28 protein-coding genes and 1 riboswitch are annotated in these 25,577 nt (G+C 44.2%); of the genes, 14 read left to right on the plus strand and 14 right to left on the minus strand.

Annotated elements, in window-relative coordinates; translation table 11 throughout:
* Positions 1–23 precede the first annotated feature (23 nt).
* The 4 genes from MIC7126_RS0111785 (at position 24) to MIC7126_RS0111800 (ending at position 2,495) form a co-directional block, all read left to right on the plus strand.
* Entirely contained in the window at positions 24–782 is a 759-nt protein-coding gene (locus MIC7126_RS0111785; RefSeq protein ID WP_017653350.1) for a phycobilisome rod-core linker polypeptide, read from the plus strand.
* 138 nt (positions 783–920) lie between these two features.
* A complete protein-coding gene (locus MIC7126_RS0111790) occupies positions 921–1,445 on the plus strand; it encodes a phycobiliprotein lyase (RefSeq protein ID WP_017653351.1) in 525 nt (174 codons plus the stop codon).
* 83 nt (positions 1,446–1,528) lie between these two features.
* On the plus strand, positions 1,529–2,152 hold the full coding sequence (locus MIC7126_RS0111795) for a chromophore lyase CpcT/CpeT (RefSeq protein ID WP_017653352.1): 624 nt from the start codon (positions 1,529–1,531) through the stop codon (positions 2,150–2,152).
* Complete coding sequence (locus MIC7126_RS0111800; RefSeq protein WP_026100196.1) at positions 2,130–2,495, plus strand: hypothetical protein; 366 nt, start codon at positions 2,130–2,132, stop codon at positions 2,493–2,495. The genes MIC7126_RS0111795 and MIC7126_RS0111800 overlap by 23 nt, the downstream gene beginning before the upstream one ends.
* 212 nt (positions 2,496–2,707) lie before the next feature.
* Here MIC7126_RS0111800 and MIC7126_RS0111805 read toward each other — a convergent pair whose 3' ends face one another.
* The 8 genes from MIC7126_RS0111805 to MIC7126_RS0111840 all read right to left on the minus strand — a co-directional run bounded on the left by MIC7126_RS0111805 (position 2,708) and on the right by MIC7126_RS0111840 (position 10,080).
* Positions 2,708–3,031 (minus strand): DUF3082 domain-containing protein, encoded by a 324-nt coding sequence (locus tag MIC7126_RS0111805; RefSeq protein WP_017653354.1) that lies wholly within the window; start codon positions 3,029–3,031, stop codon positions 2,708–2,710.
* 65 nt (positions 3,032–3,096) lie between these two features.
* The gene (gene ispE, locus MIC7126_RS0111810; protein ID WP_017653355.1) at positions 3,097–4,044 is read right to left on the minus strand and encodes a 4-(cytidine 5'-diphospho)-2-C-methyl-D-erythritol kinase; all 948 of its coding nucleotides are present in this window, start codon (positions 4,042–4,044) and stop codon (positions 3,097–3,099) included.
* 77 nt (positions 4,045–4,121) lie between these two features.
* Positions 4,122–4,946 (minus strand): 16S rRNA (adenine(1518)-N(6)/adenine(1519)-N(6))-dimethyltransferase RsmA, encoded by an 825-nt coding sequence (rsmA, locus tag MIC7126_RS0111815; RefSeq protein WP_017653356.1) that lies wholly within the window; start codon positions 4,944–4,946, stop codon positions 4,122–4,124.
* A gap of 276 nt (positions 4,947–5,222) precedes the next feature.
* Complete coding sequence (locus MIC7126_RS0111820; protein ID WP_017653357.1) at positions 5,223–5,999, minus strand: cobalt-precorrin-6A reductase; 777 nt, start codon at positions 5,997–5,999, stop codon at positions 5,223–5,225.
* A 69-nt stretch (positions 6,000–6,068) separates the two neighbouring features.
* On the minus strand, positions 6,069–6,482 hold the full coding sequence (locus MIC7126_RS0111825; protein ID WP_017653358.1) for a DUF1636 domain-containing protein: 414 nt from the start codon (positions 6,480–6,482) through the stop codon (positions 6,069–6,071).
* 22 nt (positions 6,483–6,504) lie between these two features.
* Positions 6,505–6,714: riboswitch (cobalamin riboswitch) on the minus strand.
* 144 nt (positions 6,715–6,858) lie between these two features.
* Positions 6,859–7,353: a hypothetical protein gene (locus tag MIC7126_RS0111830; RefSeq protein WP_017653359.1), complete on the minus strand. Its 495-nt coding sequence runs from the start codon at positions 7,351–7,353 to the stop codon at positions 6,859–6,861.
* Positions 7,354–7,556: 203 nt separating this feature from the next.
* Positions 7,557–9,701 (minus strand): pentapeptide repeat-containing protein, encoded by a 2,145-nt coding sequence (locus MIC7126_RS0111835; RefSeq protein ID WP_017653360.1) that lies wholly within the window; start codon positions 9,699–9,701, stop codon positions 7,557–7,559.
* 55 nt (positions 9,702–9,756) lie between these two features.
* Positions 9,757–10,080 (minus strand): hypothetical protein, encoded by a 324-nt coding sequence (locus MIC7126_RS0111840; protein WP_017653361.1) that lies wholly within the window; start codon positions 10,078–10,080, stop codon positions 9,757–9,759.
* 138 nt (positions 10,081–10,218) lie between these two features.
* On the opposite strand from MIC7126_RS0111840, the gene MIC7126_RS30420 reads away from it, so the two are divergent.
* Positions 10,219–10,368 carry a hypothetical protein gene (locus MIC7126_RS30420; protein ID WP_154655884.1) on the plus strand — a complete coding sequence of 50 codons (150 nt, stop codon included), beginning with the start codon at positions 10,219–10,221 and terminating at the stop codon, positions 10,366–10,368.
* A gap of 112 nt (positions 10,369–10,480) precedes the next feature.
* On the plus strand, positions 10,481–10,918 hold the full coding sequence (locus tag MIC7126_RS0111845; protein WP_017653362.1) for a hypothetical protein: 438 nt from the start codon (positions 10,481–10,483) through the stop codon (positions 10,916–10,918).
* Positions 10,919–10,957: 39 nt separating this feature from the next.
* Here MIC7126_RS0111845 and MIC7126_RS0111850 read toward each other — a convergent pair whose 3' ends face one another.
* Positions 10,958–12,022, minus strand: a complete 1,065-nt coding sequence (locus MIC7126_RS0111850) for a potassium channel family protein (protein ID WP_026100197.1) — start codon at positions 12,020–12,022, stop codon at positions 10,958–10,960.
* A 144-nt stretch (positions 12,023–12,166) separates the two neighbouring features.
* Between MIC7126_RS0111850 and MIC7126_RS0111855 the strand changes: the two genes are divergently transcribed.
* Positions 12,167–13,450, plus strand: coding sequence for an aspartate aminotransferase family protein (locus tag MIC7126_RS0111855; RefSeq protein WP_026100198.1), 1,284 nt, complete (start codon positions 12,167–12,169; stop codon positions 13,448–13,450).
* Positions 13,451–13,527: 77 nt separating this feature from the next.
* On the opposite strand, the gene MIC7126_RS0111860 is transcribed toward MIC7126_RS0111855, so the two are convergent.
* Complete coding sequence (locus tag MIC7126_RS0111860) at positions 13,528–14,220, minus strand: Uma2 family endonuclease (protein WP_017653365.1); 693 nt, start codon at positions 14,218–14,220, stop codon at positions 13,528–13,530.
* 65 nt (positions 14,221–14,285) lie between these two features.
* Positions 14,286–14,666 carry a hypothetical protein gene (locus MIC7126_RS0111865; protein WP_017653366.1) on the minus strand — a complete coding sequence of 127 codons (381 nt, stop codon included), beginning with the start codon at positions 14,664–14,666 and terminating at the stop codon, positions 14,286–14,288.
* A 78-nt stretch (positions 14,667–14,744) separates the two neighbouring features.
* Here MIC7126_RS0111865 and MIC7126_RS0111870 point away from each other — a divergent pair, with 78 nt between their 5' ends.
* Positions 14,745–14,987 carry a hypothetical protein gene (locus MIC7126_RS0111870; protein ID WP_017653367.1) on the plus strand — a complete coding sequence of 81 codons (243 nt, stop codon included), beginning with the start codon at positions 14,745–14,747 and terminating at the stop codon, positions 14,985–14,987.
* A gap of 131 nt (positions 14,988–15,118) precedes the next feature.
* On the opposite strand, the gene tsaB is transcribed toward MIC7126_RS0111870, so the two are convergent.
* Both tsaB and MIC7126_RS0111880 read right to left on the minus strand, forming a co-directional pair.
* Positions 15,119–15,772 (minus strand): tRNA (adenosine(37)-N6)-threonylcarbamoyltransferase complex dimerization subunit type 1 TsaB, encoded by a 654-nt coding sequence (gene tsaB / locus MIC7126_RS0111875; protein WP_017653368.1) that lies wholly within the window; start codon positions 15,770–15,772, stop codon positions 15,119–15,121.
* Positions 15,773–15,862: 90 nt separating this feature from the next.
* Positions 15,863–16,111: a Ycf34 family protein gene (locus MIC7126_RS0111880; RefSeq protein WP_017653369.1), complete on the minus strand. Its 249-nt coding sequence runs from the start codon at positions 16,109–16,111 to the stop codon at positions 15,863–15,865.
* An 86-nt stretch (positions 16,112–16,197) separates the two neighbouring features.
* On the opposite strand from MIC7126_RS0111880, the gene MIC7126_RS0111885 reads away from it, so the two are divergent.
* From MIC7126_RS0111885 to MIC7126_RS27495, 6 genes are all read left to right on the plus strand, one after another.
* Positions 16,198–17,550 (plus strand): tRNA nucleotidyltransferase/poly(A) polymerase-related protein, encoded by a 1,353-nt coding sequence (locus MIC7126_RS0111885; RefSeq protein WP_017653370.1) that lies wholly within the window; start codon positions 16,198–16,200, stop codon positions 17,548–17,550.
* A 201-nt stretch (positions 17,551–17,751) separates the two neighbouring features.
* Positions 17,752–18,333, plus strand: a complete 582-nt coding sequence (locus MIC7126_RS0111890; protein WP_017653371.1) for a TetR/AcrR family transcriptional regulator — start codon at positions 17,752–17,754, stop codon at positions 18,331–18,333.
* Between the two features lie 239 nt (positions 18,334–18,572).
* Complete coding sequence (locus tag MIC7126_RS0111895; RefSeq protein WP_017653372.1) at positions 18,573–19,862, plus strand: ABC exporter membrane fusion protein; 1,290 nt, start codon at positions 18,573–18,575, stop codon at positions 19,860–19,862.
* A gap of 218 nt (positions 19,863–20,080) precedes the next feature.
* On the plus strand, positions 20,081–21,247 hold the full coding sequence (devC, locus tag MIC7126_RS0111900) for an ABC transporter permease DevC (RefSeq protein ID WP_017653373.1): 1,167 nt from the start codon (positions 20,081–20,083) through the stop codon (positions 21,245–21,247).
* A 91-nt stretch (positions 21,248–21,338) separates the two neighbouring features.
* A complete protein-coding gene (locus tag MIC7126_RS0111905; protein WP_026100200.1) occupies positions 21,339–22,091 on the plus strand; it encodes a DevA family ABC transporter ATP-binding protein in 753 nt (250 codons plus the stop codon).
* 238 nt (positions 22,092–22,329) lie between these two features.
* Positions 22,330–22,893, plus strand: a complete 564-nt coding sequence (locus tag MIC7126_RS27495) for an RICIN domain-containing protein (RefSeq protein WP_017653375.1) — start codon at positions 22,330–22,332, stop codon at positions 22,891–22,893.
* An 18-nt stretch (positions 22,894–22,911) separates the two neighbouring features.
* Here the strand turns inward: MIC7126_RS27495 and MIC7126_RS0111915 are convergent, their stop codons facing one another.
* On the minus strand, positions 22,912–25,233 hold the full coding sequence (locus tag MIC7126_RS0111915; RefSeq protein ID WP_017653376.1) for a serine/threonine-protein kinase: 2,322 nt from the start codon (positions 25,231–25,233) through the stop codon (positions 22,912–22,914).
* Positions 25,234–25,577 lie beyond the last annotated feature (344 nt).

Raw genomic sequence — 25,577 nt, forward strand, 5'->3', positions numbered from 1 at the left:
ACATAAATTTGGGAGTTCTGGATATGGCACTTTGGATAGAAGCAGAATCAGTTGAATTACGCCCCAACGCCACCGAAGATGATCTGCAAGCCGTGATCCGCGCCGTATATCGGCAGGTTTTAGGTAACGCTCATGTATTTGAAAACCAACGCCTGACCAGTGCTGAATCTCAATTACGGAACGGTGACATCACCGTTGCTGGCTTCGTTAGAGCCGTAGCCCAATCTGAACTCTACCGTTCCCTATTTTTTGAGACTTCCTCTCCCTACCGTTTCATCGAATTGAACTTTAAGCATTTGCTCGGTCGCGCCCCACAAGATCAAGCAGAAATTTCTGCCCACGTGCAAATTTACAACACGCAAGGTTACGAAGCAGAAATCAACTCTTACATTGACAGCGATGAATATGTCAAGAGTTTTGGCGAGAATATCGTCCCCTCTGCTCGCAGCAATCGTACCCAAGCTGGAGTCAAAAACGTCGGCTTCAACCGGACTTTTGCCTTGATGCGGGGATTTGCAGCTAGTGATCTGGGCAAATCAGCAAAATTGATTAGCGACATTGGCGGTAACTTAGCTACCAAAATTGTCGCCCCATCCGGTGGTTCCGGTGCTGTTAGCAACACTGGAAAGCGTTTCCGGATCGCGGTTTCCAAAGTTAGCTTTGGTAGCCGAGTAACTCAAAGCACAGCGACATTTGAAGTGGGATACAGCCAACTATCCCAGAGAATTCAGAACATCCAGAAAACTGGTGGCAAAATTCTCAGTATTACTGAAGTAGCTTAATTAATTTTGTTAAGCAGTCCCCCACCAGCTCCAAGGTTAGTGGTGGACACTTGTATAGGGTGAGAAACTTTGTCAATCAGCACAAAATTTCTGTACCCTATACAAGACACATAGCTAAATACAGCAACCAAAGATGCGATGGATATTACAGAGTTTGTTGCCAATTCTATCGGGCATTGGCGATCGCAACGCAGCGCCCATCATTTAGCATTCAGTCATTTTGAAGCGGTACAGTCGGAGATTGACATTGTTTCCCTCTCCTGTGACGACCCCGCAGTGATTGACCTCTGTAAAACCTATGACATTGATGCTCAAACAGTGGTATCCCCATTTCGGATGAGTTGGTCAGGTCAATCAGACTGGGATGAGAGCGAAATCACAGGTAGTTGTGTCCTCGTTCCCGTCCCTGATCCCACTCGTCCCCACCGTGGTAAACTGCTGCGCGATCAAGGTTATGCCGAAACTATCGCCGCCGCTGGTGACTATACTTTGACAGAAGACGGTACCTTCATCTTGACCACAACCTACGATCGCGCTGCTGCTGAAGAAAAAATCTGGTTTGTTAATCCCAATGTCCGGTGTCGAGTTTCTTTAATTAAAACTAGTGCCGGTACAGGGGTTGTTACTGCGTCCTTTTCTTCAGAAATTCGTCAAAACATTTAAAACTAATCCCATTATTCAAACATTCAAGTGTGTCTGCTTCTTAGTATTCATCGATTACCAATAGTTGATTTAAATTCATCTCCATGTCACCTAATCCACTGCATACCTCGGAAGCGACATCAAACCATTTGATCACCCTGGCTCGCTGGATGGCAGGGGATTTCAGCAATTATAAACAAGCATTTGCCAATCCCAAAGATTACGCCCATATCCATGTTTTTTTTCGTCCCTTACCGTGGGAATTTTTTTCAGGAATTGGGCTTTATTCAGAACAAGTTTATGACTATGATTTGTGGCGACCTTATCGACAAGGAGTGCATCGCCTAGTCGAGCAGAACGATCAAATTTACATCGAAAACTACAGCTTAAAAAATCCATTGTTCTTCGCCGGCGCCGCCCGCGAATTAAGTATTCTCAAAACTATCACCCCAGAATCTATAGAACGTCGATATCACTGCTCAATGATTTTTAAACGAGAAGGCGATCGATATCAAGGCGCTGTTGAACCTGGAAATTTGTGCTTAATTGAAAAGAACGGTTGTCAAACTTATCTAGATAGTTATGTGGAAATCACAGAAACCACCTGGGTAAGCCTGGATAAAGGCTTGGATGTGAATACACACGAGCAGGTTTGGGGATCTACGTTTGGGCCATTGCGGTTTGAAAAACGGGAGAGTTTTGCTCATGAAGTCCCAAATGTCTTGTGATATCGCCCTCCCCCGTCTGGAATCGACTAAAGCGAATATGCTCCCCCCAGAAGCGGAAAAAAAAATGCAATGCTGGATTCGCAGTAGGCATTTAATATGTGCAGGTAATTTCTTTGTGTTTGAAACTGTAGATTATAGCGCTGTAGACCGCTTTTCTCAATGCATTACAGCTTTGGGAGGGACTGTAATTTCCGTTGACCCCATTGACAAAATCTGGATGGGTGATCATCGCCAAGTGATTCTCTATCAAACAAAAGCCAGTTTGCATACACCTTGTCATAATCTCAAACAATATTGGCTAAAGTACGGTGGCTTCCGTACTCGATTTGATGGACAGGCGTAATATCACCAAAGCACGGGGGTTTGTATGCTGATTGTCAACTAAAATCTGGCGTTGTTGATTGAGGGGATGAATTTTTTTCTCACGCAAAGGCGAGCCAGTGCGTTGCGGGGGTTCCCCCCGTTAAAGCAACTGGCGTCGCAAAGGCGCAAAGGAACAAAGAAAAATCAAGGTAATTTTGGAGTTTTATACTCTGATTCAGCAACGCCAATCTTTTAGTTTTCTCTGGGCTTTGTCCATTTTTGCAGCAACAATTGCACTCCCAAAGCCAGTAAACCGATGGCGATGATTCCGCAGATTCCGGCTCCTAAAGCTACTACTCCCACAACTAAGGTGCGAATTGCAGAGGTGATTCTGATTACCAATTGGTTATCGGAGTGGATGGGTTTTGCAGCAAAATTTGTAGCGATCGCTATCATCAACGAATACATTGCATATCCCAGCCCTCCGGAAACTGTCGCCCCCAATAGACAACGTAAAGGCGTCGATTGCGCTGGCGTTTCGTTTTCTGGTTGGGGAATCAAATTTGGGTCACTCATAGGGGTGAGGGGTGAGGGATTAGGGGATAGGGAGGAATCGGGCGACAAATCACAAAACAAAATTATCAAGATGTTACCCGAATCCCATGTGTAATTGTCCGCGTCACTAACAATTCTAAATCTTCGTTGGGAATTGCTTTTCTGATCTGCTGTTTCGCTGCTTCAGCTTGCTGCAAAGTTGGTAAAAGTGCGAATACTGTAGGGCCAGAACCGGACATCATTGTCCCTAAGACACCTGCTTGTTGAGCAAATATTGCTCGCTGTTCCATAACTTGGGGATACTCTGGTAAAACCACCCGCTCTAAATCATTGTGGAGTTGATGGGCGATTTCTAAAGCATCTTGATTGAGGATAGCTTTGACAATAGCTCCCGAATGAACTGCATTGGCGCGAGCTAGCAAATCTTGGGTATCTCTAATATAAGTATCACTAAACTGCTGTCGATAGGTTTTATATGCCCAAGCGGTGGAAACTTCCAAGCTGCGGTATTTGCCTAAGACTATATATATAGTGTCTAAACTTGGTAAAGGCGACAGTTGCTCACCTCTACCTGTAGCGATAACCGTTCCACCCGCCACACAAAAGGGAATATCTGAGCCGAGAGTCGCTCCCAATTGAGCCAATTCTGACTGAGTTAATCCCAACTGCCATAATAAATCTATCCCCACCAACACTGCGGCTGCATTTGTCGAACCTCCAGCTAGCCCAGCAGCTACGGGAATGTTTTTCTTGATGGTGATATCGACACCACCATATTTGCTGAAGGCTTGGGGGAATTCTGCTGCCATGAGAGCAGCAGCGCGGTATGCTAAATTACTCTTGTCTGTAGGTACTTGTGGGTGGTCGCAATAAACGCTAATGCTTTCTGTAGAAGCAGAGCGGATGTCGATGTGGTCAGCTAGCTCAATACTTTGAAGTATCATTGCTAACTCATGAAAACCATCAGGGCGATCGCCGATGATTTCTAAATATAAGTTAATTTTGGCAGGGGCGATAAGAGTGTAAGCAGGCATTGAGGGTATGGGGAAGAGAGAATATCTTACTCAAGGGGAACAGGGAACAATGTGTGTAATTAATGTTGTTTAGGTACTTAATTGTCATTTCCCACTGCCAAGACATTAGCTAGAGTAACCCATTGCTGGACGCTGAGGTCTTCGGCGCGGACTTGGGGGTTAATATTTAATTGTGCGAGTAAATCAGTCAAGCGATCGCGGTCAATTACTGGTTGTAAATTATTGCGTAACATTTTGCGTTTAGCGCCAAATCCCAATTTGACTAAGCTTTCTAACCTCCGGGGGTCGAGTACATTGGTTTCTATTGGTCGAGGACGCAAGCGCACAACTGCAGAATCGACTTTTGGTGCTGGGTGGAATGCGGCTGCGGGAACTGGACAAATCAACTCACAATCTGCCAAATACTGCACACGTACACTCAAAGCGCCGAAAGTTTTCGACCCTGGTTTAGCATACAATCTTTCTGCTACTTCTTTTTGCACCAACAGCACAATCGCATCAAAAGGTTCTGGGTGAGGATTGGCGATCGTACCCAAGAGTTTTTCTATGATGGGGCCAGTGATATTGTAGGGAATATTAGCGACAACTTTATTTGCCCTTTGGAACTGAGGAAAAGCCGTTAAATGTGATGGTAAATCTAATGTGAGAAAATCCCCTTGTAACAGCAAAAAGTTTTCCCTTTTACCCAGTTGCTTGGCTAACATTGCACATAAATCGCGGTCTATTTCCACCGCAACTAGAGATGAAACCAAAGGTAATAGCCGACGGGTGAGGATACCAGTTCCCGGGCCGATTTCGAGAATGCGATCGCTCAAACTACAATCCGCCGCCTTGACTATAGCATCTAAAGCCTTTTCGCTTTTGAGCCAATGTTGGGCAAAAATTTTGCGCGGTCGAATCATTTTTTTGTGATTGGTGATTGATTGTTGATTAGACTTCTTGCACAGGGAATAGCGAATAGGCCTCCATGCGTGTCAACTTAAGCTAAAGATGGCTTATTTGTTGGCTGACTCACCCGCCTGAGAATGAACTCTCAGGCTAATAGCTTAAGTCTACTGAAGTAGACTCAAGATTTTTTGCATATTTAGTCATCTTGAGATGACTTTTGCTATGAGACTCAGAATTCATTCTGAGGCGGGACAATGGTTTCGCGTTAAGTTGACACCAATGATAGGCCCCTATCCCCTATCCCCTATCCCTTTAGTTTCCAGCTGCTTTCCCAACTTAGCAAGTAACCACCCTAGAGCGCCTTCCACATCTGTAACTTGTTCCCCTGGTGGTTTAGGGGGACGATTAATCATTACCACCTGTAGCCCAAGTTCTCGTGCGGCGATAATTTTGGCGTAGGTAGCATCACCACCGCTGTTTTTGCTGACGATAGTATCAATTTTGTGATATTTGAGAATTTCTCGCTCCTGATTGAGAGCAAAAGGCCCGCGATCACATAATATTAATCCTGGAGGCATGACAGCATCTGGGTGAGGTGGGTCAACAACCCGCATCAAAAACCAAATATCTTGGAGGTGAGCAAAACTAGAGAGTTCCTGTCTCCCGACGGTGAGGAACACTCGATGCGCTGATGGTGATAGCACCGCAGCAGCAGCTTCTGTGTTCTCGACTTCCAACCAGCGATCGCCCTTCACCTGTTCCCAAGGACGACGAATTAACATCAACCGAGGTAAACCAATCTCAGCCGTCGCTTCAGCCGCATTTTCAGAAATTTGGGTAGCAAAGGGATGGGTAGCATCAATCAGCAAATCAATTTGCATCTGACCCAGATAGCTAGCTAGTCCTGACACACCACCAAAGCCACCAATGCGGAAATTACCTGAGGGGATTGATGGCTCTCGTGTCCGACCTGCTAAAGATGTGATTCCCTCGACCCCTGGAATCGCTGCGACCCTAGCAGCTAACTCCGCAGCATCCCCTGTACCACCCAATATTAAAACCCGCATAGTGTCTTGTTAACTCTGCGTTTCTTCTGCTGATGCAATTCCATTAGTCTTAGTTTTACTTACTTATCCTCAATACAACGGTGGAATTTTGGCTAACACGCCTTTTTTTAAAACTTGCGGGCGCTCTGACCAAGGCAATACTCCATCAACTTTATTGTAGTATTGACTAGCACATTGCAGCACGGCACCACTGCTATCAACAGCTAAATCGCCGAACAGGTACGTAGTTTTACCTTGAGCCGCAAAAGCGACGACACAAGAGCGGTTACAAGCACTCATGCATTCTACTTCGTGAATAGCAAATTGTTCTTTTAACTCCCAATTTAGAGCTAGGTCTTGTAATTGTTTTAATAATTGCTCACCACCGCTCACACCTACACGTTTGCCATCTTGCCAAACACTGGCACAGGTTTTACAAACAAATAAGCTGTGAGTCGAGACATGAGCAGCATTAGCGATCGCTATATTACCAGTAGCAGTCATCTGTACCTCGCAGATGTGTAGAACCGAAAAGTCAACTTTGGCGGGCGTCCTGACTCACTCAATTTGGGATTTTCGATTGTCAATTTTGAATTATTGGGTAATTTCCCCATTCCAAATTACCAATCTAAAATTGCCAATTGGTTCACAGTTGCGGGACAGTGCCGGATTTACACCGAACTTTCCCCCTTACTCTGGTAGCTGATCCCCACCAGAACCAAAGGACTTGTTAAATCATAGCAGTCAACTAAAGGCGTATGAAGTCTGAAGTCTGAAGTCTGAAATTATCCCACCGATAAAAGATTAAAAACTTTTTGATTTTCAGGCTTTTACTGGTAAGCTTTCAAACTTCCCACTATTTCTTGTAAGGATTGAGAGGTTAAAATCTCAAACCCACGCCACCTTGTAAAGAAAAAGCCGTACCACCACTATTGCGGTAAGCATCAAAAGCAATGATGGCGTTACCAAAAATCACAGTGTTGCTATTGGGTATCATGTAATCAATCCCTGGTTGCAAAGCAAAACTGATTTTATTTCCCACTGGCGAAGGGTCATTACCACTAGCCACAACCAAACCAGCCCCCAAGTAAGCGTCAGTTTGCCAGTTGAGAGGGATATCATAAGACACGGTAGGCACAACCGCTGTACCCCGACCAACTAAAGCTTGAGCACGCAAAGAAATAGGTGTTTCTAACAGCTTGTAACGAAAAGCAACTACCCCACCAATCTGTGAACCATCAGAAAGCCCTACAGTCGGGCCGATACCGACATAACTACCATATGCTACCTGAGCTTGTGCAGGTGGGGTATGCACCGCCAGACTCACAACCGAACTAACTCCCACAACTGCCACCAAATACGCAAGATACTTCATTGCCCCTGTCCTCTCACCATCTTAAAATTTTACATTGTCTGAGAATACTTTATGCTATCTGCCAAAGATAGGGGATAGGGGATAGGCAATAGGGGGAAGAGGCAATATTAGGAAATAATATTAGTAAATTTTATTGGCGGGTGGATATCTTGCTCCCCAAGATGATTGTCTTCAACAGCAAAGAAACTCCACCCATACCACCGCTACGGACAACGAGGATGAATTCCGCCTTGAGTACAAATGTAAGCTAGTTGCTTGGAGTCTAAGTTTTTCACTTGAGAAAAATCAACACCTTCTACGAAAGCAGATTGTGAACTTTGCTCTTGTGTTTGTACAAATTCGTCTGCTGGATCTTGCTTGGTGGGTGCGAGAATTGTTCCTTGGAAATCAGCCCCTGCTAGATTTGCTCCTTTTAAATCTGCGTGACTCAAGTCAGCGTTTTGGAGGTTAGCATTTTCTAGTTGGGCTGAACGAAACACAGCACCAGTGAGGCGAGTAGCGCTCAAGTTAGCATTGCTCAGGTTGGCGTGATCCAAATAGACACCAGACAAATCTGCTCCATGCCAATCGGTTTTAGTTAAGTCGGCGTAGGATAATTGTGTACCGATGGCGGTGACGCGACCTAAACGAGCACCATATAAATTGGTTTCGTTGAGTTTGGCATCGCTTAAATCTGCCCCGGTTAAGCTAGCATTTTCTAAGACGGCGGCGGTTAAATCTGCTCCGACTAATTGAGTGCTGCTGAGGTTAGCGCCAATTAGACGTGCATTTGATAAATTGGCGCGGTTGAGGGTGCTGCGGCTCAAATCGCTGCGGTTCATAACGACGCGGCTGAGGTTAGCTTCGGTAAAGTTGGCTAGCTTCATCTCGACTTGACTCAAATCAGCAATCACATCGTCATAGGTGTCCCAACGTCCATCTTCGCCCACACTGCGGAAGCGGCTATTTTTGAAACTACCTTGATTAAGATTGGCTGCTTTAAATTTCACCCCTGATAAATCAATACCATCTAGTACTAATTTGAATCCAGAAGTTTCACTAGTACCAATTTGACCGAGTTGAGTCCGGCTTAAATCAACGCCTAAAGTGTTACCACTGTGGACAGTGAGAATTTTAGCGATCGCTTGTTGATTAATTTGTAACCGCTTTTGTCTGGCTTCTTGTTCTTGGGGTGTGTTGTTGGCTGGAGATTGCAACTCGCCAAGGAGAAACTGATTAATGCGTTTCAATTCAACAATCGCTTGCGGCCCAGAATTAACTAAAGCTTGTTGGATAGTGTCTAATAATATCGGGTTAGTTTCCTTAACTAGCAAGTCTGCGAGAAACTTGACTGCTTGCTGGTTATTGAGAGTACCCATAGCGAGGATGGCGCTACGCCTTTCTTCATCGGTAGCTGTAGAGCCAGGATTTAACTGCTTGACGAGTGTGAGAAATTGTTGACTGTTAGTTTGTTGATATCTCTGTTGAGATTGCTGAGTTTGAATGTAAATTTGCGTACCAATTAAGGTTGTTAAAACCGAACCCATACCGACAATCGTCATCACCAGCAAAGCATTACTGGGGTTTTGTTGTAGCCAGCGCCGGAAAATTGATGGTTGTGTGGATTGGGTAACATCTGGCTCGGTTGGTGCTGACCATTCCTCAGTGTCATTGCTCACATCCGCTGGCGAATGTCTGTGGAGATTGGCGAGGGCTGGTGGCAAAGGGCGAGTAGCATCTATAGTATGAGTACCTGCGAGGCGATCGTGTAAAGACCGTCGTCCTTGGCGTGATGACCAGCCAATTCCTTCTGCTATCACCATCATCAGCGCTAAAACTGCGAAAATTCCTAGGTGCGGAAAAGCTAAACTATAACGCCACAGAATATACGCGACGGATAGGGGAACTGCGGTGCGGCCGATTCCTTCTCGAACTAAAACTGCTCCCAAACCGGGTGGTGTAATTTGTTCGCTGACGACACGGACTCCCAAGCGACGTTTGGGAAGAGTGCTACCTGTTTTCGCTAATAAATACAATTGCCAAGATGAGATAGTTACAGGCGCTACAATGGCTATTGTCCACAAGATGTTGGTCGGCCAAGCGACGTTAGGGATGCTGTAGCTGACGGGTAAAGCTAGGGGTCTAGCGATCGCTCTTTGTGTCACTACTAATACAGGATTGAGCGGTACTCGGTCGAGATCGCTGCGAGAATTGGCATATACGCCCAGTCCAAAGGGAATCAGCCCGCTGCTTACCACCAGCGTGACTTCCAGCGCCCAAGCTGCAAAGCGCCTCGTTGCTAATTGCAGCGCATCGGCTTTTCCTGGACTAGATTGATTATTACTTCTCCTGACAATCGGTGTTACCATTGCATAATTCCCTTTGACTTGATTTATATACTGCTCTGGGCGCAATTAAAATAAACTATTTTTTATTTTCCTGGCTACTAGAGACAAAAAATTTGTATCCAAGATACACCAACACTGCCAACAGCGCCATACTAATTACTGACGCCACTAGTTTTAACACTGTTTGCAGCAAGAAGATGCCCACTAATGCGGCTATCCCGAAAACTGCTAGCCTTTTTGTTGTCGATAAACTTTTTACCCAGTCGAGCGATCGCCGGATCTGTGCTTCTAAACTGCCCAAAAGTGTTTGTAATCTGGGATCCTCGGTGGATGAGGATTTAATTTCCGCCTCTAGCTGTTTGAGGCGTCGCTGCAATTCTTGTTCAGATTCAGGATTCATAAATTTTTTACCTCAGCTAGTTAGGATGCTGACTCAATAACAGACCTAGTAAATTCCATTGTGACTAGTTTTTCTGTGATTTTAGCTAATGTCTGTGTTGATCAGTCCTGTTGAAACTGAGAAATTCATTGGGTTTGCGTGAAAATATCCGCTGCTCAACTTTATCAACAGCTTGATAGCCAAAGTTTCATCCGTTTTGGGTGCAAATCCGGACATTCTCAGATGATACAAATTTGGCGATCGCCCCAAAAGTTGACCGAAGCCGGAAATCGAGTACTGCAGTTGTGATCAATATAACTCTGTGGCATCTTCTGGAACTACACACGCATCATCACCGTCCACAGGTTTAGACTACATATAAAAATATCTCTTTAGCAACAGTTGGGAGCAGTAGTTTAACATGAAGACCCATAAACTATTCCAGCTTGTTCCCCTAGGCTTGCTGATGAGTTTAATTCTCACCCCAGCCAGTTTAGCTCAAAAACCATTTATTGAAATTAACACGACTCTCTCAAAAGACCCATTGATTGTCAATGGCACTTCGGGGGGAGATGTTTCTAGTAACTGCGGTAATATCGCTAAAATACCGACTCAAGTTATCCAAGTCACAGAACCATTGCCCTATCTAAGATTAACAGTCGAAAGCGCCGGCAAACCAACATTGTTGATTCAAGGGCCTGGCGGGCCTTTTTGCGTCCTCGCTGATAGTTACTCTGGCGGTAAACCAGAAATTACTGGTTTTTGGCAACCTGGAAAATACTCACTCTTTGTCGGCGAGTTATCTCCAGCCCAGCATAACTATACTCTCTCAATTTCGCAACAAAAGCCTACCAAATAATCGGCGCCTTTGAGGAATTCAAAGCTGTAAAACTCATATTTAACTATTTTTTGGTCGTCGCAGTTGTTGAGAATTCATCGGACCTAAAAGCCGATTTAAGCTCCGCAATTGTTCATCTGTGCCCATGCAAATTAGTGTATCCCTTGGCATTAACACAGTATCGCCAGTCGGTCCGCCGATTAAATTCCCGTCGGTGCGGCGAATAGCGAGGACTAACGCTCCAGTTTGCGATCGCAATTTCGCTTTCTGTAAACTTTGACCAACAAAGGGACAAAACGCCGGATCAAGTAAAAATTCTTCCATATACATTTGGCGGTCTGTTCCTGATAGGATACCGTCCACAAAATCCAATACTTGGGGTCTGAGAGCCGCTGCTGCCATCCGCTTTCCCCCAGTAATGTAGGGGGATATGACAGCATCAGCCCCACCCCGCTGTAGCTTTTGTAGCGCTTCTTCTGTACTAGCTCTGGCGATCGCCCGAATTTCTGGATTGAGTGTTTTTGCAGATAATACTGTATATAAATTTTCCGCATCTGAAGGTAGCGCTGCAACTATACAAATTGCTCTTTCAATGCCAACTTTCAGCAGAGAGTCGTCTAGGGTGGCGTCTCCTTGAAAAACCGTGTAACCTTCAGACATCGCTTTTTGTACTGATTCCAACTCCGAATCAATCACCACAAATGCTACACCTTCTGCCCAAAACTCTCTAGCAATTTGTCTACCCGTGCGACTGAATCCACAGATAATGTAATGTCCTGATAAGGATTCCATTATGCGCCTCTGTTGCCGTAGCCGAATTCCTTCTTGAAAGTAGCCTTGAATCACGGCTTCTGTAAATCTATTGACAATATAACCGATACTGATTACACCCATTAAAATCAAAGCAATGGTAAATAATCGTCCGCGATCACCCAACGGGTGTGTTTCACCATACCCTACGGTAGCCAAAGTAATCACCGTCATATAAGCCGCATCTTCCCATGACCAGCCCTCGACCACCGAGTACCATAAAATCCCAATCAAAGAAACACCGCCTAGAGCATAAGCCCCAGCCATTAACTCTCTTTGGATACGATGATATTTTTGCTCAGGCGTTGAATACAAAACTCTTTCTCACCTCTGCGATTTGTCTTGGGATATCTGAGGGTTAATCTCAAACAAATAGAAAATTATCAGACTTTTTTAAGAATTTCTAGGAAACTAGTAAATGAGTATATGAATGATCAAGGATTTTCAAAAGGAGCGGTAGTGAGCATACAAACCCTAGTTGGAGAAGCCACCATCCCCCCAAAGACAGATTCTTTGGCAGCTAGCCCCTTTGATACAGATAGCTTCAATGAAGCAGTCATGTCTACCTACGCCCGGTTTCCCCTAGCCCTAGAACGGGGTGCGGGATGTCGGGTTTGGGATACCCAGGGGCGAGAATATCTAGACTTTGTGGCGGGAATCGCCACCTGTACCCTAGGACACGCCCACCCAGCGATGATCGAGGCCGTAACACGCCAAATTCAAAAGCTGCACCATGTTTCTAATTTGTACTACATTCCCGAACAAGGCGAATTGGCGAAATGGCTAATTCAACATTCCTGCGCCGATCGCGTATTTTTCTGCAACTCTGGCGCTGAGGCTAACGAAGCGGCGATTAAACTAGCGCGGAAATACGCCCACACTGTTCTTGATATCGAACAGCCGATTATCTTGACTGCTAACGCCAGTTTCCACGGGCGAACTTTAGCCACGATTACGGCTACAGCCCAGCCTAAGTATCAAAAATACTTCGATCCGCTAGTACCTGGTTTCCACTACGTAGATTACAACGATATCGCCGCTGTGGAAGCAGCCATTAGCGAACTAGATGAAGGTGATTATGGCGTCGCGGCGATTTTAATCGAACCATTACAAGGAGAAGGCGGTGTGCGTCCAGGCGATCGCGCTTACTTCCAAAGGTTGCGCGAGATTTGCAATGAAACTGGTGTGCTGCTGATATTCGATGAAGTGCAAGTGGGAATGGGGCGGAGTGGTAAGTTATGGGGTTATGAACATCTCGGCGTGGAACCGGATATCTTCACCAGTGCGAAAGGACTCGGTGGCGGTATCCCCATCGGTGCGATGATGAGCAAAAAATTCTGTGACGTTTTCCAACCAGGGGAACACGCTAGCACCTTTGGCGGAAATCCTTTTGTTTGCGGAGTGGCGCTGAGTGTTTGTCAGACAATCGAAAAAGAGAATATTTTACAGAATGTACAGGAGAGAGGCGAACAATTGCGAGAGGGATTAAAAGCGATCGCTCGCCAATATCCCCAGCACCTCACTGACGTTCGTGGTTGGGGACTAATCAACGGCTTAGAACTACAAGCCGACATTCCCCTCACCGCTGCTGATCTGGTCAAAGTCGCCATCAAAGAAGGTGTATTACTCGTACCCGCAGGGCCAAAAGTTCTCCGATTCGTCCCACCACTGATTGTGAGCGAAGCTGAAATCAACATCGCATTGCAAGCTGTTGAGAGAGCATTAGCGATCGTTACTGCTTAACATCTCACAATTTCTTTCTTAATGAGGGCTGAAGCCCTCATTTTCCATATCTTGCACGAGCAAATCAAGCATACTTCCTAAACCCGACCCTCTAACTTTTCCACAAACTGCTGATGTTCCACACTCACCAATCCCTGCTGCAAAACTTCTAATACCCTAGCTAAATTTCCCGCCAACAAAGCAGATTTATCTAACCATAAACCAGGGAATACTTGCGAACAAATCACACCATCAGCATTAGATCCAACTTGAATATATTCGCCTTCTCTTAACTCAAACCAATCAAATTCACCATCATAAACTCGCCACACCAAATACTCCCGTACCTGATTACGACGATAAACCTTCAGCTTTTCATGCAAATCAATAGAAACACTACTCGCCGCAATCTCAACAACTAACTCTGGCGCACCCTCGACATAATCATCATCACTAATCTTTGACTGTCCACCATTGGCGATAATTAGACACGCATCAGGTTGAGGTTCATTATCAGGATCAAGGCGCACAGTTGCATTGTCACCCAACTCCACCCCAGGTGTCGCAGATTCATAAAATCCTAACCAGCCCATAACATAAGCGTGGGGTTTTCCATGGCTTCTAAATCTTAACGGCGATGCCATGTATACAATTCCTTCAATTAAATCAGCTTTTTTCACCTGGGGCATGGCATCATAACGACGTTCAAATTCAGGGCGCGTCAATTTATCACCATTTTCCAACGGTGGGAGAGTAGAAAGCAGGGTTACAGGAGCCTCAGTGCGTGTCATCATCTTTTTCACGGCAATTCAACCACTAATCTTATTGTGAATCAGCAGCGCCTAATTTCTTAAGCCTACCTCAATCGAGATAACGCCTCCAGCAACATCATACGCACTTGCCAAGTCGCCAACAACCGCTGTTGCACATGTCGTTCGTCGATTCGCCGCACCCACACACCACGTAACGCACCTTTGACTAAGGTCATTTGATGCGGTGTCGGTCTACCCAACACATCCAATGCTTGCTGTATTGGCTCATAGACCCTGCTATGGGGATAAATTTTCATACCCCGCCCTTGTTCGCAGTCTTGCATCGCCATCTGTGTTACCGCTAGCAATGGTACTATCCAACTACCAGGATAAGTACAGTTACCTATTGCTTCTACACCTAAATCTCTGGCTAATTGTTGCAATTCTTCAATCGACTTGCTTGTTAACTCTTCACGTGTAAACATAATAAATGCCTCATTACAGGGGTTTCAGTGGTTGCCACCGTCCAAAGTTACAACCACTGAATATAAGTAATAATATGTATGCTAACTACTAGGCAAGCTTTGTTTCAAAATCGTTACATCATGGCACGCAAAGGTGGGAACCCAAACATTAAAGACCACGGCTTCACTACCGACAGAGATGAGCCATTGTCCGAAAGACTAAATATCAGGATTACCAAAACAACCAATGAACAACTAAATAAACTAGGCGATGAGAAAGCTGAATTTTGTAGAAATGCTATCAATAAAGCACTAGATGAACGTAACAGTGAGGATAAGTAATATCGATTTAGAAAAAGAATGTGACACATGGGTAGGGGCACAACAATGTTGTGCCCTCACAAATATTTAATGTGTCGTAAACATTATTTGAATTGGTATAACGAAGGAATTCTAGTAATTTTTCAAGAAGACTAATTCTCAACTGGATGTTGTCCATAATAAGGCAAAGCCTCAACCCAATCAGGACGTTTGCCTTGTTGCCATTCTAGATACGCTAGTTCTAAAATACTTGTCACCGTCGCTGCTAAACCAGATGTGGCTTTAACTAATCGATAACTATCATAATTAACTAGAACTTTTTGCCATGCTTCTGGTGTAAATACTGTGTCAGGCAATAAAGCCGTTAGTCTAGAACTATCTGGATGACCTTGATAAATAGCACCAAAAACTTGACCGCGCTGTGCTAGCATTTCCACAGCGATCGCTTTTGTGCTTTGATTTTTACTTATTTCGGAAAAAGCGATCGCTGCTAATGTAGAAATGGCGAATACAGGAATATCTAATTGTTGTCCCAAAGTCCGCGCCAGGACAACCCCAATCCGCGTTCCTGTGAAACCACCAGGCCCTTTCGCCACCGCCAGAAATGATAAATCTGTCCAAGTTTGCGGCTCTATAAATTCAATTAAATATTGATGTATGAGACTGGATAATTCACGTCCTAAATCCCATACTTGAGAACGAGTTTCTCCTGCAAAATTACTCATCGCCAACCCTAACTCAGGAGTGGTGGTATGCAGTGCTAAACCGTATTTTGTTGTTGTCAGAGTGTTTATTTCAGTAATCAAAGTTAATTCAAATGTCTATCTTAGCAGAGCGATCGCACTATCCTCAGATTCAAGCACCCTAAAATATTTTTCCCTAGCCTCTAGTCCCAATCAAGTCGGTACTAATTCACCGGGACGCAATTTCGACCACTTACCCGTTTCTCGCTTAAAGCTCAAACAACCAACCACATCCCATTCCATCTCTATCACATCTTCTTTGGTGCGGATGTTAACATTAATTGACGGCTCATTGGGATCAAAATCTGGTGTTTCTGTCAAATGGGGTTGTTGGTGCTGCGTTTCTACGGCATTGTAAGTCACACAGCGGTCTACATAGTGGCAGTTCACGCAAATACACATGATAAAACCAACTCCAGGAACCTTTATTGTTAATCTAGCTTAAGCCCATCCTATATTCATGAGTTGCTGGGTTGATTTTTATTACAATGCACAATTCAGTTCCTTCTGCTCTCGCTCCTGAAAATTGGCCTTTTAGCTGGGAATTGTTACCGCAACCTGCATATATGGTGGGTGGTGCGGTGCGAGATGCGATTCTGGGGAGGAGTCGTGGATATTTGGATTTAGATTTTGTTGTCCCAGCAGGTGCTGTAAAATTAGCAAGGGCGATCGCTAGTCGTTATCAAGCTGGTTTTGTCTTGTTGGATCGGCAACGACAAATCGCTCGTGTGGTGTTTCCCCATGCTACTGTTGATATTGCCCAGCAGGAAGGCGCTAGTTTAGAAACTGATTTGCATAGACGGGATTTCACGGTAAATGCGATCGCTTACAATCCCCATACTCAAGAAATCATCGATCCTCTCCAAGGCTTGGCTGATTTACAACAGGGTCGGCTGCGAATGGTGTCAGCTGCTAATCTTAGAGATGATCCTCTGCGGTTAATGCGAGCCTATCGCCAAGCTGCTCAACTGGATTTTACAATTGAACCGACTACCCAATCTACAATTCGGGATTTAGCGTCACATATTATTAGTGTGGCAGCGGAACGAGTCCGGGTGGAAATTGGTTATCTATTAGCTAATTCTCCAGGTACTCTCTGGATCACAAAGGCTTGGGAAGATGGTCTAATTACACCTTTGTTTCCCAACGCTACCCGCGAAAGCTGTAATCAACTCGCAGCAGTTGACCAAGCAGCCTGTTTCCTAGCCAAAACTTCGCCGCTCCTGGGGCGACAACTGCAAGAATCAGTCCGCAATACTATTAAAACAACTTGGCTAGGAATTGCTAAACTTGCTTGTCTCGTCCATCCCCAACTGGAAATAGCAGAAACTCAACTCCAAAAACTTACCTACAGTCGTGCAGAAATTCGTTCTGTAAGTACCGCCCTGAAACTGTTCCCGCTGTTCAGAAAAACAGATTTGACGCTACGAGAACAGTATTTTTTCTTCCGGGAGGTAGGTATTGTATTTTCGGCCACTGCAACTTTAGCGCTGGCACGTGATAAATTGGTAGAGGCGACTTTTGGTGATGAGCCTGACTCATTAAGTTCCGCATTGCAAAACGGTTGTGCAGTCGCCTGTGGAGGGGAAAGCTCCAGCAGCGCTGCCTCACCGTTAGACGGGTACGCACTTTTAATCGGCCGCTACCTTAACCCTGATGATCTGGTTGCTCATCCCACTCCGTTAGTGAGTGGAGAGGAGATTATTGTAGCACTAAACATTCCCGCTTCGCCAGTGGTTGGTCAACTACTGGGAGAAATTGCGATCGCACAAGTCGAGGGGAAGATTTCTACCGCAGCAGAGGCGATCGCTTTTGCGCGTCAATTGAAGGGTGAAGGATGAAGTATGAAGGGTGAAGGGTGAAGGGTGAAGGGTGAAGGGTGAAGGGTGAAGGGTGAAGGGCGAAGTATGAGGTATGAAGGATGTAGAGGCAGATTTGGTCGTGTCTAATACCCAATTTTCCGTTCCCCCTTGACTCATTTATATAAGAAACTTAATATAAATAACGAGCGTTCGATATAAATAAGCCAATTTAGCCAAGGTATGCCAAAAATTGTTGACCATGAGCAATACCGCAAAGAATTACTTGGTAAATGCTTTGATTTCTTCGCTCACAAGGGGTATGGTTCTATTACCATGCGCCAAATTTCTCAGGGTTTAGGAGTTTCTACTGGTACGCTTTATCACTATTTTCCCAGCAAGCAAGCTTTGTTTGAGCAATTAGTGGAAGAGACATGTCAGCAGGATATAGCGATGGCGTTGGCGGAGTTAGAGGGAACCGAAACGCTGCAAGAATCGATGATAGCTTTGGGGAGATATTTAGCGAAAAACGAAGCTTATTTTATCAAATGGACTTATCTTTGGGTTGATTTTTGTCAACACCGAGATTCTCAAGAAATACCCGGAAAAAATGTATTTAAGCGAGCCAATAAGCGATGTCGGCAGGCGGCTAGTGATGTTTTTAATATTCAAAATCCGGTGGTAATTTCTTTCATATTGAGCTTTATAGATGGTCTATTGCTGAGAAAGTTACAGGGTGATGAAATGATTGATTTTACTGAACAATGTACCTTCTTGGGAAAAATGTTAACGGCTTATTTGCCGCAAGAAATTCTGAAAAATTAAAAATAAATCAGTAAAGGTATGGCAATGGTGCACTCATACACCTAGTACAATAAGGCTGAAGTATGAAGTATAAAGTATGAAATTAAAAAGCTTGTCTGATAAGCTTTTGAGCAATTTGTAATGGATATTTTGTTTCCGCCGTGCTGTACTAGCGAGATAATTTTGTATCGCATCTGAATAGGGAAAACCATCTTAGCGAATCTCTGTGTCTTTAATTTAAATCCTGAATAAGAGGAAATATGGGTGAGAAGCTGTTGTTTAAAGCCACAAATAAACGGCTAATTGCGTTAGTAATTGGTGCTACGGTAATTACGGGTGCTATTGTAGCTTATGGGATTTCTCAGTTTGGACAAGTAGGAAAAACTACCCCAGCAGAGGCGACAAAGACAACACAAACTGTGCAGAAAGTGACAGCTTTAGGACGACTACAACCAGAAGCCGAAGTACTAAAGTTATCTGCACCTCTGGCTTTAGATGGCGATCGCATTGCTCAAATTAAAGTCAAAGAAGGCGATCGCGTCCAAGCAGGACAAATCGTCGGCATCCTCGACTCACGCAATCGCTTGGAAAATGCACTCACACAAGCGAAAAAACAAGTCGCAGTCACTCAAGCCAAACTCGCCCAAGTCAAAGCCGGCGCCAAAGCCGGAGAAATTCAAGCCCAGCGAGTCAGCATCGAGCGTTTACAGGCTCAATACCAAGGAGACAAAAAAGGTCAACAAGAAGCGATCGCCCGCATTGAAGCGCAATGGCAAGGAGACAGAGTAGCACAAGAGGCGAGAATTAAAAAGCTACAGGCAGAACTCAATAACGCCCAAGCTGAATATAATCGTTATCGCCAATTATCGAAAGAGGGAGCGATTTCTAACTCCTTATTTGACGCTAAACGTTTGGCGAGGGAGACAGCAAAACAGCAACTAGACGAAGCCAAAGCAGTTCTCACCCGCATCAACGCAACTGCAGGTAGACAACTAGCTGAAGCCAAGGTCGCACTTAACCGAATTAACTCTACCAGTAACAAACAGGTGAGCGAAGCCAGAGCCACACTTAACAGTATTGCCGAAGTTCGCCCTGTGGACATAGCCGCAGCCCAAACCGAAGTAGAAAATGCGATCGCCGCCTTGAAACGCGCCCAAACCGACCTGGAAGCGGCTTATATCAAAGCACCAACAGCAGGTCAAATCCTCAAAATTCATACCCGTGTCGGTGAGAAGATGAGTGTTGACGGCATTGCAGACTTCGCGCAAACTGACCAAATGATTGCAATCGCAGAAGTCTATCAAACAGATATCGCCAAAGTGAAACTAGGACAGTCAGCAGTAGTTACCAGTCAAGCTTTGAAAGGCGAACTCACAGGTAGAGTCTTCCAAATCGGTTTACAGGTCAATAGACAAAACGTGTTCAGCAACGAACCAGGAGAAAACCTTGACAGTCGCGTGGTTGAGGTCAAAATCCGCCTGAATCCCGAATCTAGCAAACAAGTTGCAGGTTTAACAAACTTGCAAGTACAGACAGCGATTGAGTTGTAAAAAGTATAGGGAGTCCAAGAGGCAACAGACAACACGCCACAGGCTGTTTCAGATGTAGATAATAACCCCACTTGAAACATGTCACCTGTGAGAAATCGGGGTCTCTTACTATCTTACCGGATAGTCAGGAACTTTTAACTGTTCCCTGTTAAGAGTTCCCCGTTCCCTTCTTCGATGAGAGAGAAAGCACAAATAACCAATAACCAATCACAAACGACATGTTATCCAAAATATTTCGCAAAACTCCCCTAGCATGGCGCCAGTTGATGAAGGAAAAAACTCGTCTAGCGATCGCCGTTGCAGGTATTACCTTTGCGGATATGCTGATGTTTATTCAGCTGGGGTTTGAAAGTGCGCTGTTTGATGCAGCGATTAAGCCCCATCGCAATCTCAAAGCTGATTTGGTTTTGATCAGTCCCCAATTTCAGACTTTGTTCTCGGTGAAAAGCTTTTCTAGAGAAAGACTTTATCAAGCTTTGGCTTATGACGGTGTGCAATCAGTCAATTCACTCTATATTGGCACCGGACAGTGGCGAAATCCCGAAACTCGACAAGAAAGAGCTATTTTGGTGTGGGGTACCGACCCCGCCAAACCTCCATTTAAATCCGCTGATACTCAACAAAACAGCGATCAACTCAAGCCGTTGTATCAAGTGTTGTTTGATCAAGCGGGTCGTCCAGAATATGGAACTGTGGCAGATATTTTCAACAAAACTAATAGCTTTAAGACGGAACTGAATAGTAAAGCGATTGAGGTCAAAGGCTTATTCACCGATGGTGCGTCCTTTGCGGCTGATGGTAACGTCATCACCAGCGATTCTACTTTTTTAGAATTATTTCCGCAGCGTAAAGCCGATCGCATCGAGGTTGGATTGCTGACATTGAAGCCGGGTGTGGATCTAGAAAAAGTGCGATCGCAACTAAGCGCCGGACTACCAAAGGATGTGATAGTTTTAACACCAGAGGGATTTGCCTCAATTGAGAAAAAATACTGGGAAGCCGGGACAGCGATCGGCTTTATTTTCGGTCTAGGTACAGCAGTCGGATTCATTGTGGGAATCGTGATTGTGTATCAAATTCTCTATTCTGATGTTTCCGAACACCTCCCAGAATACGCCACCCTCAAGGCTATGGGCTATGGTGATAACTATTTACTGTGGGTATTGTTGCAAGAAGCTTTACTTCTAGCCGTCTTGGGTTATATGCCCGCCTTTTTCCTTTCCGTCGGACTTTATCAGCTCACCAATGCAGCTACAATGCTTCCTTTGTTCATGAAAACAGAACGGGCAATATATGTTTTAGTTTTGACAATCATTATGTGTAGTTTTTCTGGGGCGATCGCCATGCGAAAACTCCGCTCTGCTGACCCGGCGGATGTTTTCTAAAAAATGAAGCATAGGGTCAACTAAAGGCTGAAGTATGAAGTATGAAGTATGAAATTACCCCTCTTCGGTAAAAATTCGGTTGAAAAATATTATGATGCAAGAATCTCTGCCAGTCATTTCTGACTCCACAGCCTTTGATTTAGAATCAGCAATTGTGATTAAAAACCTAAACCATTACTTTGGTGAAGGAGGGCTACGCAAGCAAGTATTATTTGACATCAATTTAGAAATTAGTGTCGGTGAAATTGTGATTATGACCGGGCCTTCTGGATCGGGAAAAACCACATTATTAACCTTGATGGGGGGATTGCGTTCTGCTCAAGAAGGAAGTTTGCAAATATTAGGACAGGAAATCTGCGGTGCGCGCAAACAGCAGTTAACTCAACTGCGACGCCAAATAGGCTATATTTTTCAAGCGCATAACTTGATGACCTTTTTAACAGCTAGAGAAAATGTGCGGATGTCTTTAGAATTGCATGATCAATTTCTGAATGAAGATATTAACACTAAAGCGATCGCCATGTTAGAGACGGTAGGTTTAGGCGATCGTGTCAATTACTATCCAGAGAAATTATCAGGAGGACAAAAACAAAGAGTAGCGATCGCCCGTGCTTTAGTCAGCCATCCAAAAATCGTCCTCGCAGACGAACCCACCGCCGCTCTCGACAAAAAATCTGGGCGGGATGTGGTAGAATTAATGCAGAAGCTAGCCAAAGAACAAGGCTGCACAATTTTGTTAGTTACCCACGACAACCGCATTCTCGACATAGCCGACCGCATCATCTATATGGAAGACGGTCAACTCAAGAGCGACGGCGCGGATGCAGTGACAAACATGCACTGAAGCAGTCCTTCTTAACTTTGGGCGTTGCTGCAAAAGACTTATAGCTGGGGTAGGGAACAGGAAATTATTAAAAGTTTCATCCTTGAGCCGCGCTCACAAGGAATAATAAAAATCTCTTTCCCTAACCCCTAGTCCCTAGCCCCCTTTTTTAAGCAGATCTATTGTTGATTACAATTGCATAAAACCGGGATGGCGACCATATAAGTAATTAACGAGTTCAAATCCTGGAAAAACAAGCATGGCTATTGACAAGAAAATCAACCAATTACATAAATTAATCAATACTACGAAACCTATACGCAATTTATGTTTAGGATTATTAACTAGTTTGACTTTTTTGCCGATTGTAGCTCACGCTAGTAATGAGGGTTACAGATATATTAGAGTTAGGCATAGTGATAAATGTCTGCATGTAAATGGCAACCAAGGAATTGGTAATGGTGTAGCAGCTACTCAATGGCAATGTGTTGATCAAAATAATCTGAAATGGAAGTTAGAAGCAGCACCGGGAGGCAATGATTATTACTTTATCAGAAGCAAGTTTAGTGATAAATGTCTGCAAATCGATGGAGCCTCTATGGACAATGGAGCAGCAGTTACTCAATGGGATTGTGTCAATCAAAATAATGTGAAATGGAAATTTGTTTCAGCTGGTGAAGGTTATTTTTATATTAAAGCCAAGCATAGTGACAAATGTCTACAGGTTGATGGAGGTTCTCTAGAAAATGGTGCGCGGATTAGTCAATGGGATTGTGTGAATCAGAGTAATGTGAAATGGAAAGTTGGTCAAATTGTCAATTAATAAATATGGTGGAGTCGCTCAGGGTTCTTCTATCCAAGGTGTTGTAGAAGCATCGATATCATCATCTAAAGAGAAAGTATTTATGGATGAGGAATCGATTTTATCTGGAGAACTAACTAACTTATCCAGTGCTTGTAAAACTTCTGATGCAGATTGATAACGCTGTCTGTAGTCATTCCGCACCATTTGCGTGAGGATCTCTGCTAAAGAGTGGGTCACTTCTGCTTTATCCCGCCATTGTAATTCTTGATCAGCATCGGTCTTAAACTCGTGGGGGGCGATACCTGTCAGCGCTTTAATCCCAATCATCCCGATCGCATAGATGTCACTACTATATTGAGGACGCCCAAAACATTGTTCACTGGGGGCGTATCCTTTAGTACCAATACCGATGGTGAACGGAGTTTGTCCTTGACTGTCCTGTTGTGGCATGGTAGCTTCTTTGACAGCACCAAAGTCAATTAAGACGAGTTTCCAGTCTGAGTGTCGCCGGATAATATTACTAGGTTTAATATCTCGGTGAATCACTCCATTTTGATGGATGAATGCTAATGTTTGCAATAGGTCTTTTAAGATATCAATAACTGATTTTTCGAGAATGCGTTTACCTAATGGTAATTCTTGATTTAGGGGATGGCCGATAATGAATTCTTGAATTAAATAAAATTCTGTATCTTGTTCAAAAAAAGCTAAAAGTTGGGGTATTTGATTGTGTGTTCCTAATTTTTCTAGGGTTTGTGCTTCGGAGTTAAATAAACGTCTGGCGAGTTGTAGGGCTTCGGTTTTGGTGTTGGCTGGTTTTAGCTGTTTGACCACACACTGGGGATTTCCAGGACGTTGGGTGTCTTCTGCAATGTAAGTTTCGCTAAATCCACCGGCACTGAGGACTTTGATAATTTTGTAGCGCCCACTCAACATTTTACCAGCTACTGCTAAATCTCGCTGTTGCAGTAAGTCTTGGAGATCGTCTTGTTGGCTAATAATTTCTTGGACGACGGGGGAAGTTTTATATTTTTGAAATATGTCTAGAAGTTGGCGTTTGCGGAGAACTTCTTTGGCGCCTTCGGTTCCTAAATAAGTTAAGCCGATGAAGGCGATCGCTATCATTGGTACTGTCGTCGGAAAAATTAATTGACCATAAATAAATAATACGTAGCTTGTCCCTCCCCAGATGCTAGCTATGGCTATGCTCAAAATCAATCTGGTTATTCCTCGCTTGGTTCTGGTGATCAGTACGGCGCTACCCCCCACCAACACCAACACAAACAAACCCCGCAGCGGTGGACTGACAATTGCTTGAGCGATCGCTTTTCCTGATATCAAAGTAGCGATCGCATTGGCGTGTACTTCCACACCTGACATTTTTTTCGTGTTTTTGCTAACTGCTACTGCATGATAATCGTTTGGTAACTGAGCTGTGGCGCCAACCAAGACGATTTTGTTTTTAAATACTTTTCCTTGTTGTAAATAATCGTTCCAGCTTTGCGGATCGAGTACATACCAAAAGGGAATTTGTTCAAATGTATCAGGTGGTCCCCAAAAGTGAATGCGATCGCCCTGGGTTCTAGGATAATCTACCCGCGCCGCTCGTAACACCGCTTCATCAAAGGATGGTACTTTATCGGCGGCGATTTCATCTGGTATGGATGCTTTCGTATACTCGCCGGCTAGTCGATGAATCTTACCATCTACATCTAAGGGAAAATTCACCGTACCGATGGACACTGAACCGGTGCGAAAAATTTGTTGAGGTAATCTCAGTTGGATGGTGGAACCTTGCGCTGTTACTGAATTTTCATACAGGGCTGCTAGAGTGACTTTACTACCATATTGTTGCAGTGCTGCTTGTAGTTGGCGATCGTCCCTCGGCCCATAACTGCTTGGCGTATCAAAAAGTACATCTAATGCTACAGTGCGCGCGCCAGCTTGAATTAATTTTTCGATGATTTGGGCATAAGCAATACGTTTAAAGGGAAAAGATTTTAGTGGTTCTAGGTGAGCATATCTCTGTGGATCATCGTTATAGTACTGTTTGGAATTGGATATGGATTGGTCATCAATTGCCAAAATTACGATATCTTCCGGAGGTAGAATCGGCCCTCGTAGTTGAAAAAAAGCGGAGAATGCCTGATTTTCCATTAATTGTACTAAACCTACACCAGAAGCACTCAGTAATGCTGCGGCTATGGCTGCAGTCCCAGTCAGTATATGACCAACACGACTCATCAATCGGCGATGGCGCATTGATGCTGTCGAGGTGGCTTTTGTGGGCTTACCTAACCATCTATTGGCAGCAGAGACATGTTTTTTAGTTAAGGTGGATGTAGGTTCTTCTGCCATATCGTGTTACTTATTAATTTAGGTACTACGCTGCGGTTGATTCAGACCCTGTTTTAGTGCAAACAAATTGAAATAAAAATTACATGAAAATCTTATACATTTGTAAATTATGCTTTATTTTTAGACAATTTTGTATTAATGAAGTGTCTGCACAAAAAGCTGACAATCTCAATACTGCCTGATTTATTCTCTGATTGGGGTATAGGCTGTAATAATTGCATAAAACTGAGTTGGAGATGTTTGACCAGTACATTTAGTTGTTACAAGATTCTACTTTAGCCTATTTAACAGGTATACCCCCAGCATGGGCTTGCTGAGAAGATATACAAACGGTGTTTTCTCTG

Origin of the sequence: Fortiea contorta PCC 7126, assembly GCF_000332295.1 — a bacterium.
In the GTDB taxonomy this organism is placed as follows: Bacteria; Cyanobacteriota; Cyanobacteriia; order Cyanobacteriales; family Nostocaceae; genus Fortiea; species Fortiea contorta.